Origin of the sequence: Actinomyces sp. Z5 (assembly GCF_003287795.1) — a bacterium.
GTDB lineage: Bacteria > Actinomycetota > Actinomycetes > Actinomycetales > Actinomycetaceae > Actinomyces > Actinomyces glycerinitolerans.
In genome coordinates, this window is the sequence record NZ_QMIN01000028.1 from 1 (window position 1) to 7,293 (window position 7,293).

At 68.4% G+C, this 7,293-nt stretch carries 5 protein-coding genes; 4 read left to right on the forward strand and 1 reads right to left on the reverse strand.

Annotated features, from left to right (window positions below; genetic code table 11):
- Window positions 1–41: 41 nt before the first annotated feature.
- On the reverse strand, window positions 42–1,637 hold the full coding sequence (locus DRB06_RS03165) for an Hsp70 family protein (protein ID WP_111819122.1): 1,596 nt from the start codon (window positions 1,635–1,637) through the stop codon (window positions 42–44).
- Between the two features lie 306 nt (window positions 1,638–1,943).
- Here DRB06_RS03165 and DRB06_RS03170 point away from each other — a divergent pair, with 306 nt between their 5' ends.
- From DRB06_RS03170 to DRB06_RS03185, 4 genes are all read left to right on the forward strand, one after another.
- The gene (locus tag DRB06_RS03170; RefSeq protein ID WP_108967077.1) at window positions 1,944–3,170 is read left to right on the forward strand and encodes an inorganic phosphate transporter; all 1,227 of its coding nucleotides are present in this window, start codon (window positions 1,944–1,946) and stop codon (window positions 3,168–3,170) included.
- Window positions 3,167–3,403 carry a hypothetical protein gene (locus tag DRB06_RS03175; RefSeq protein WP_111819123.1) on the forward strand — a complete coding sequence of 79 codons (237 nt, stop codon included), beginning with the start codon at window positions 3,167–3,169 and terminating at the stop codon, window positions 3,401–3,403. The genes DRB06_RS03170 and DRB06_RS03175 overlap by 4 nt, the downstream gene beginning before the upstream one ends.
- Before the next feature lie 64 nt (window positions 3,404–3,467).
- Complete coding sequence (locus DRB06_RS03180) at window positions 3,468–4,997, forward strand: glycoside hydrolase family 32 protein (RefSeq protein WP_108967079.1); 1,530 nt, start codon at window positions 3,468–3,470, stop codon at window positions 4,995–4,997.
- Window positions 4,998–5,211: 214 nt separating this feature from the next.
- Window positions 5,212–7,221 (forward strand): sucrose-specific PTS transporter subunit IIBC, encoded by a 2,010-nt coding sequence (locus tag DRB06_RS03185; protein ID WP_181575174.1) that lies wholly within the window; start codon window positions 5,212–5,214, stop codon window positions 7,219–7,221.
- The last annotated feature ends 72 nt before the right edge of the window (window positions 7,222–7,293 follow it).

Genomic DNA, 7,293 nt, shown 5'->3' on the forward strand with positions numbered 1-7,293 from the left:
CCGGCGTGCGCCTCAAGGCGCACGCCGGGCGGCGTCGTACTTCAGGCGGTACGACGGCCCAGCACGTAGGTGCGCGAGTAGCCGTCCGATAGGTCCGTCAATGTCACGCGAATGAGCCCCGCACCGTCGATGTCGTAGCGCTCCTCCACCTGTGGGCCGTTGCCGAGCCGATGCACCGGTATCGCCGCCAGGTCCTCGGCATCGCGCAAGGAGCGGTCGAAGGGAAACAGCACATCCTCATAAGGCGCGAGCCGGCCACGTGGCTCACCGGATGCATCCACCCCGGCGCACTCCACGAACCGGTAGCGGCCGATGTTGTGTACGGCCGGGTAGCGGCGGGTGATGATCGTGCCGGACTCGCCGTCGGCCCGCTCCTGCACCGATTCCTCGGTCAGCAGGGCGTCGAACACGGTGCGCGCACCGGCGTCGGCCTCCCGGAAAACGCCGAAGCCGCGGGAGAGCCGGTCGGTGAGTGCCACCTCCGCATTGCGGTCGGCGGCGATGGCCAGGCCGATCGCGGTGGAGGCGCCCGGGTAGGGGGAGCGGTGCACCCTCCGCCCGAAGCGCTCCCGCAGCAGCCGCGGCACCAGCGGGAAGGCGGAGCCACCGCCCACCAGGTAGATGCCGGCAATGTCGGCCAGGTCGGGTCCGCCGTCGTCCAGTCGGCCGATCAGCGGGGCCATGGTGTCCAGGCTGCGCTGGAGCAGCGGCGTCGCGGCGGCGTAGAAGTCCGCCGCCGGCAGTACCACGTCCCTGCCACGCAAGGTGATCAGCAGGCGCCGGGTCTGCGGTGCCATCGACTCCTTGGCGTCGCGGCACTCGTCGAGCAGGTCATCCTGCTCCCTGCTGGTCAACTCCTCCTCGGCCACCCCGGCCCGGTCCAGCACCAGCTGGGCGAGCAGCAGGTCGAGATCGTCGCCGCCGAGGTCGGAGGCCCCGCGTGAGGCGAGAACCTCGTGCGACCGACCACGCACGTCCACCAGCGAGGTGTCGAATGTGCCGCCGCCCAGGTCATACACCAGCACCCGAGTGCGCCGGGAGGACACGGTCGCGGACTTGCGGTGGGTGTACTCGAAGCCGGCGGCGCTGGGCTCGTTAAGCATCGCGGTGACGTGGAAGCCGGCCGCCCGGAAGGCGTCCAGGGTGATCAGCCGCTGGGCTCCATAGGCGTGCGCCGGTACCGCCACCACGATGTTGGCGTCCTCGGAGCCCGGGGCCGCGCCCTCCAATGCGCCGGAGTCGGTCAGCTGTGCACGCACGGTCGTCAGGAAACTGGTCAATAGCTCCAGCACCGTGAAACTCGCGTCACCGAGCTGCACGGGTGTTTGGGCGGTGACCGCGGGGGAGGAGAGCAGGCGCTTGAGGCTGCGCAGCAGCGGTGCGCCGTTCCGGGCGGCCGCCCGGGCCGCAAAGCCGTGTACCAGGCCGTCGTCGGTGAGCGCCGTCAGTGAGGGGAAGAACTCGTGTACGTCGCCGTCGGTGTCGGTGAAGCCGACGACGGGATAGTTGCCTCGGTCCGCACGGGCCACGACGGTGCGCGTCGTGCCCAGGTCAATGCCGAGGTCCAGGGGCGCGGAGGGTGCGCGCCGACGCTTGGGGGTCTGTCGCGTATTGCTGCTACCGCTTCGGGCTGCCATGGAAGCGACCCTATCGCTCGGGCCCGTCCGGTGCCCGGCGGCGCGGCGGCGCAGCGGTGAGGCGTGGGCCTCTTTGCCACTCTTCGGCTTGGCCCCCGGGGGTGACCCGGCCCACTGGGCCCGAGCGACGACGTCGCCGCCACCACACCTCGAGTGAACAGTTGGTGAATTCCCTCCGTCTGGGCTTCGGCGGCTCGCGCCGGCGGGGTAAAAATGACAGCAGGTCGCTTTCACACGACCCGGGTGCGTTAAGTGCCGGACAGCCTCCGACGCGACCGCGCTCCCGCCCACCCGACCGGGAATGGCATGAGTACAACCCTTTTCATCGTGGTCGTGGTCGTAGTCACGGCGCTCGTCTTCGACTTCACCAACGGCTTCCACGATTCGTCCAACGCCATGGCAACCTCCGTTGCCACGGGCGCCTTCACGCCGCGGCGCGCCGTGCTGATCGCCGCCGTCCTGAACGTCGTCGGCGCCACCCTCTCCACCGAGGTCGCCAGGACGATCTCCCACGGCATGTTCGACGACGCCCTGATCCAGGCGGCCCCCGAAATGGTGTTCGCCGGACTGGCCGGTGCGATCCTTTGGAACCTCGCCACCTGGCTGTTGGGCCTCCCCTCCTCCTCCTCACACGCCCTGTTCGGCGGACTGATCGGCGCCGTCGTCGTCGCCGCCGGATTCCAGGGGGTTCACTGGGGCACGGTGATCTCCAAGATCATGCTGCCCGCCCTGATCGCCCCCGCCGTAGCCGCGGCGGCGTCGGCTGTCGCCACCTGGGTCAGCTACCGGATTACCGGTCCCACGGACAAGTTCGGTGACAAGATGTTCCGCTACGGCCAGCGCATTTCCGCCTCCATGGTGGCCCTGGCCCATGGCACCTCCGACGGGCAGAAGACCATGGGGGTGATCACCCTGGTGCTCATTGCCGCCGGATACCAGGAGGCGGGATCCGCACCGTACTCGTGGGTCGTACTCGCCGCCGGCGCGGCCATCGGGCTGGGCACCTACTCCGGCGGGTGGCGCATCATGCGGACGATGGGCAAGGGCCTGGTCCACATCGATCCGCCGCAGGGATTCGCCGCGGAGACGACGTCCACCGTCGCCATCCTGGCCTCCTCCCACCTGGGATTCGCCCTGTCCACCACGCACATCTGCACTGGATCGATCCTCGGCACAGGTATCGGCCGAGGCGCCAAGGTCTCTTGGGGCACCTTTGGGAAGATGGGCGCCGCCTGGCTCATTACGCTGCCATGTGCCGCCGTGGTTGGTGCCGTCACCTCCTTCATCGCCGTCAAGGGCGGGGTCATCGGCACCATTGGGGTGATTGTGCTGCTGCTGCTCAGCGCCCTGCTCATCATCCGCCAGGCCAACCACAACAAGGTGGACTTCTCCAACGTCAACGACGCCGACAAGGTGGTCGTCGCCAAGCGGACGGATCCGGAGTTGGGGCGGCCCCCGAGGAGCCTGGAGCAGGTCAAGGCCGAGCTTGTGGGTACCAGCCCCAGTGACCGGGGGACGGGGGCGCTGGTATGAGCATCGACTGGTCCTCGCTGGGCCTGGTCACGCTGGTCACCGTGGTCGGAGCGGCCTTCATCCTCGCCGTCACCTCCGCGGCCGTGCGCATGCTCACCGCGGTGCGCATCAAGCGGCGGTCCGGCGAGGTGAACGGGCTGCACGCCGCCGAAGTGGCCGCGGGCTTCTTCATCGCCTGCGTGGTGGCCATCGCCCTGTTCGGGCTGTGGCTCATCATCCCGTACTTCCACTAAACCGCCGACACGTCGTGTGCGCGTTCGGGTGATGCCTAACGAGTCCGGCTGTTAGTGTCGCCACATGACCGAGGATCTGAGAGCGGCCGCCCTGGAGGCTGTAGCCCGCTCACACGCAGCCGCAGACCCCGACTACCCCGTGGTGCATCTGGCCCCGCCCGTCGGACGGCTCAATGACCCCAATGGCCTGCTGGTGGACTCCGGCACCTACCACGCCTTCTACCAGTTCAGCCCCTTCCACCCACACCACAAGCTGGTGTACTGGGGACACGCCTCCTCCAGGGACCTGCTGCATTGGACCCACCACGATCCGGCCATCATCCCCGACTCGTTCTACGACCGCTCCGGCGCCTACTCCGGCGGTGCGCTCGTGCTGGAGCCGGAGGAGATTGCCGCGGCCCCAGCCGGCGCCCCCTACCAGTTCTTCTACACCGGCAACCTCAAGGATCCGGTCACCGATGAGCGCACCGCCAGCCAGTGCCTGGTCACCAGCCCCGACCTGGCCGGCTTCACCAAGTGGCCGGACAATCCGCTGCTGCCCGACCACCCCGCCGGCTACACCGCTCACTACCGTGACCCGCAGGTGTGGCGCGATCCCGATGAACCCGGCAGCTTCCGCATGCTTCTGGGCGTCCAGCGCGAAGACCTGACCGGAACCGCACTGCTGTACCGCTCAACCGACCTGCGTGAGTGGGAGCTGGAGGGTGAGCTGACCTTCCCCGACGCCGGCGGCGCCTTCGACCACTTCGGCTACATGTGGGAGTGCCCCGGCCTGGTGCGCCTGACCGACGAGCTTACCGGGCAGGTGCGTGACGTGCTGATCTGGTGCCCGCAGGGAGTCGCCCCCGACACCGAGGGCTACGAGAACATCTTCCCCTGCGTCTACACCGTCGGCCGCCTGGTGGGCACCGAGCTGCGCGAGTGCGACGGGACCTTCGCCGAGCTGGACCGCGGATTCGAGTTCTATGCGCCGCAGGCCTTCGCACGGCGTCCCAGCGAGCCCGGCCCGGTCCTGCTGACCGCGTGGGCGGGCAACGCCTCCGAGGATGATCAGCCTTCGATCGACACCGGCGGCTGGGTGCATGCCTTGACGGTGCCGCGCGTGCTGACCCTGCGCGGCGGTCGCCTGCTACAACGGCCGGTGACAACGCCGAGCGACGCCACGCCTGGGCTAACCCTGGTGGGGGAGGGCCGTCAAGCGGCCGCCCCCATCCGGGAACTGGAGGGGCACCGCTCCTGGCAGTTGCGTCTCCAGGCCGCGCCCGATGCGGACCGGTGGGGGGTGCGGATCGGCACCGCCGACTCCTGCGTCACCATCGAGCTTGCCCGTGCCACCGACGGCGCCACGCAGTTGATCGTGGATCGGTCCCGCTCGCGCTACACGCAGCACGGCGCCACCCGTATCGTCACGCTGCCCGCAGGCACGGCGCCGCGACTGGAGGTGCTGCACGACCGTTCCATTACCGAGGTGTTCGTAGGTGACGGCGAGATCGCCTTCACCCTGCGCAGCTTCGTCGCCCCGCACGCCACCGGTGCCGGCCTGCTGGCCGACGACGGAGCGCAACTGACAGCGGGCGTCGTTGTTTACGACTGAGTGCAGGCTTGGGGTGCGCGTCCGCGGCGGGGCGCGTCAACGCGGCGAATTGCCCGGCCCCAACGGTTGCGGAACTCCAGGGGCGAAGGTAGTCTGACCAACGTTTGACATAGGTCTAAGCGCCCGGTCGGCGACCGACCCCCGGCGTACCGGAACCTTCCGTCGAGCTCAATGCAGAGTGATCAGTTCCCACAGAAAGGAAGCCCGGGTGGCTATGGATCACGCCCGCGTGGCGAAAGACGTCCTGACATACGTCGGTGGCGCGGATAACATCAATGCGGCCGCGCACTGCGCGACCCGCCTGCGCCTTGTCCTTAATGACATGGACAAGGTGGATCAGAAGGCGCTGGACAAGGACCCCGATCTCAAGGGCACCTTCGTCGCCGGCGGTATGTTCCAGATCATCGTCGGTCCCGGCGACGTCGACATCGTGTTCGACGAGATGGTCAAGACCGGCGGGGTCAAGGAGGTCTCCAAGGACGAGGCCAAGCAGGAGGCCGCCAAGAGCGGCAACATCGTCTCCCGCTTCATCAAGATGATCGCGGACATCTTCGTCCCGATCCTTCCCGCCCTGATCGCCGGCGGTCTGATGATGGCGATCAACAACGTGCTCACCGCGAACGACCTGTTCTTCAAGGGTGACTCGTTGGTCGGGCGCTACGGCTGGCTGGCAGACTACGCCGATCTGATCAACATGATCTCCTCGGCGGCCTTTGCCTTCCTGCCGGTGCTGGTCGGCTACTCGGCCACCAAGCGCTTCGGCGGCAATGTCTACCTGGGCGCCGCCATGGGTGCGGCGATGGTCTCCACCTCGCTGCTGTCCGCCTACAACATGGCCAATGAGGAGGCCGCCCAGGCCTTCTGGGACTACATGGGCACCGCCGACACGTGGAGCCTGTTCGGTCTGACGGTCGACAAGATCGGCTACCAGGCCATGGTGATCCCGGTGCTGTGCGTCGCCTGGATCCTGTCAACCATCGAGAAGTGGCTGCACAAGCGCCTGTCCGGGACCGCGGACTTCCTGCTAACGCCGCTGATCACCATGCTGTTGACCGGCTTCCTCACCTTCGTGATCGTCGGCCCGATCACCCGCCAGCTGTCCATCTGGATCACCGAGGGCCTGGACTGGACCTACAACACGCTCGGCCCCATCGGTGGTTTCCTGTTCGGCCTGGTCTACTCGCCGATCGTGGTGACCGGCCTGCACCAGTCCTTCCCGGCCGTCGAGATCCCGCTGCTGCCCGTCAACGGCGGCGTCGGCGACTTCATCTTCCCGATCGCCTCCATGGCCAACGTCGCGCAGGGCGCCGTGGCCCTGGCGGTCTTCTTCAACACCCGCGACGCCAAGATGAAGGGTCTTGCCGGTGCCGGTGGTGTCTCCGCCGTCTTCGGCATCACCGAGCCGGCCATCTTCGGTGTGAACCTGCGTCTGCGCTGGCCGTTCTTCATCGCGATGGGGGCCGCCGCCATCGGCGGTGCCGGCGTGGCCCTGTTCAACGTGCGCGGCGCTGCACTGGGCGCGGCCGGATTCGTCGGCTTCGTCTCGATCATCACCGAGAAGATCCCGGTCTACCTGGCCCTGGAGGCGGTCACCTTCATCATCGCCTTCGCAGCCGCCTTCGTCTACGGCCGTACCCCCAAGGGGCAGGCCTCCTTCGCCGCCGACGACGAGGTGGACGAGGCCGCCCTCGAGGCCGAGGCCACCAAGGCGCACTCCGCCACTGTGGAACTGCCCGCCGAGGCCGCCACCGACTTCACCATCACCTCTCCCATCCAGGGGCGGGCGGTACCGCTGTCCGAGGTGCAGGACCAGACCTTCGCCTCCGGGATGCTTGGTCCGGGCCTGGCGGTGGTGCCGGACTCCGGGCCCGTCGTCTCGCCGGTTGATGGCGAGGTGCTGGTCGCCTTCCCGACCGGCCACGCCTACGGCATCCGCTCTGCCAGCGGCGTCGAGCTGCTGATCCACGTCGGCATGGACACCGTTGAACTGAACGGCAAGCACTTCACCCCGCGGGTCTCCGCCGGTGACAAGGTGCTGCGCGGACAGACGCTGGTCGAGGTCGACTGGGCCGGCGTAACCGCGGACGGCTACCAGACCGTCACCCCGATCGTGGTGTCCAACGCGACCGCCTTCGGTGGCGTCACCGACGAGCACACCGGCGCAGTCGACCGCGGCGACGCGCTGTACGCCGTCGCCCCCGCCACCGAGCCGGTGGGCGCCTGATCCGCGTGTAGAGGACCTGCCGAGTCCTGTAAACGAAGGCCGGTGGCCGTCCCGGGAAACCGGGGCGGCCAC

Bases quoted from the DNA above. Each gene is read 5' to 3' on its own strand.
- DRB06_RS03175 (WP_111819123.1), top strand. From the start codon at position 3,167: ATGAGCATCGACTGGTCCTCGCTGGGCCTGGTCACGCTGGTCACCGTG.
- DRB06_RS03185 (WP_181575174.1), top strand. From the start codon at position 5,212: ATGGATCACGCCCGCGTGGCGAAAGACGTCCTGACATACGTCGGTGGC.
- DRB06_RS03165 (WP_111819122.1), bottom strand. From the start codon at position 1,637: ATGGCAGCCCGAAGCGGTAGCAGCAATACGCGACAGACCCCCAAGCGT.
- DRB06_RS03180 (WP_108967079.1), top strand. From the start codon at position 3,468: ATGACCGAGGATCTGAGAGCGGCCGCCCTGGAGGCTGTAGCCCGCTCA.
- DRB06_RS03170 (WP_108967077.1), top strand. From the start codon at position 1,944: ATGAGTACAACCCTTTTCATCGTGGTCGTGGTCGTAGTCACGGCGCTC.